This is a genomic window from Alphaproteobacteria bacterium (assembly GCA_024244705.1).
Classification (GTDB): domain Bacteria; phylum Pseudomonadota; class Alphaproteobacteria; order JAAEOK01; family JAAEOK01; genus JAAEOK01.
In genome coordinates this window covers 1-558 of sequence record JAAEOK010000121.1, presented here as the reverse complement: position 1 = coordinate 558, position 558 = coordinate 1, and the positions used below count along the sequence as shown (strand labels likewise).

Sequence of the window (558 nt, the reverse complement as noted above, 5' to 3'; positions counted from 1 at the left end):
TAATGCCGCCAGTTCCCGGTTTAGGGAATACATTCCTCTGGAACCCAGGCCCTTAAACTGGAGTGATATGGTCGAAGCGGCCTACAAGCTGAGGCCAACGCTCCATATTAGCCAGAAAAGCTGGGTGGAAGCCTGCGCCCTGCTTGGGCGCACCGGGGCAACCATTTGCCTTCTTCTCACCGACCAGGCAACGCTACGCGATGAAAACCCTGTGACCAAGCCAGGAGCTTACTTTTACGCCATGCTCAACAAGGCCAAAGCCGGAGAGCTGCGCCTGCATAGTTCAATTTTTGGGATTTTGAAAAAGGATGAGGAGTAGGGGGGCTAACTCGATTAAATATGTTTCATTTACATACAATTCAATACATTTCTATGCAATATGCCAATTGCCTTATTAAGTCAAAGAAGGCTGATAGCGTTCAATTTGAATCTTATCGACCGTATCTTTCATTCGAGACACATCATAAGCAAGCTGCATCCTAAGCCAATGCTCTGGCGTACTGCCAAAGGCTTTAGACACACGAATAGCCATTTCCGGTGATATAGAGGCTTTGCCGT

At 47.8% G+C, this 558-nt stretch carries 1 protein-coding gene; it reads left to right on the top strand.

The annotated features are described in order from the left end of the window. On the top strand, positions 1 to 319 hold a 319-nt coding region (locus GY791_21645; protein ID MCP4330997.1), incomplete at its 5' end, for a hypothetical protein. Positions 320 to 558 lie beyond the last annotated feature (239 nt).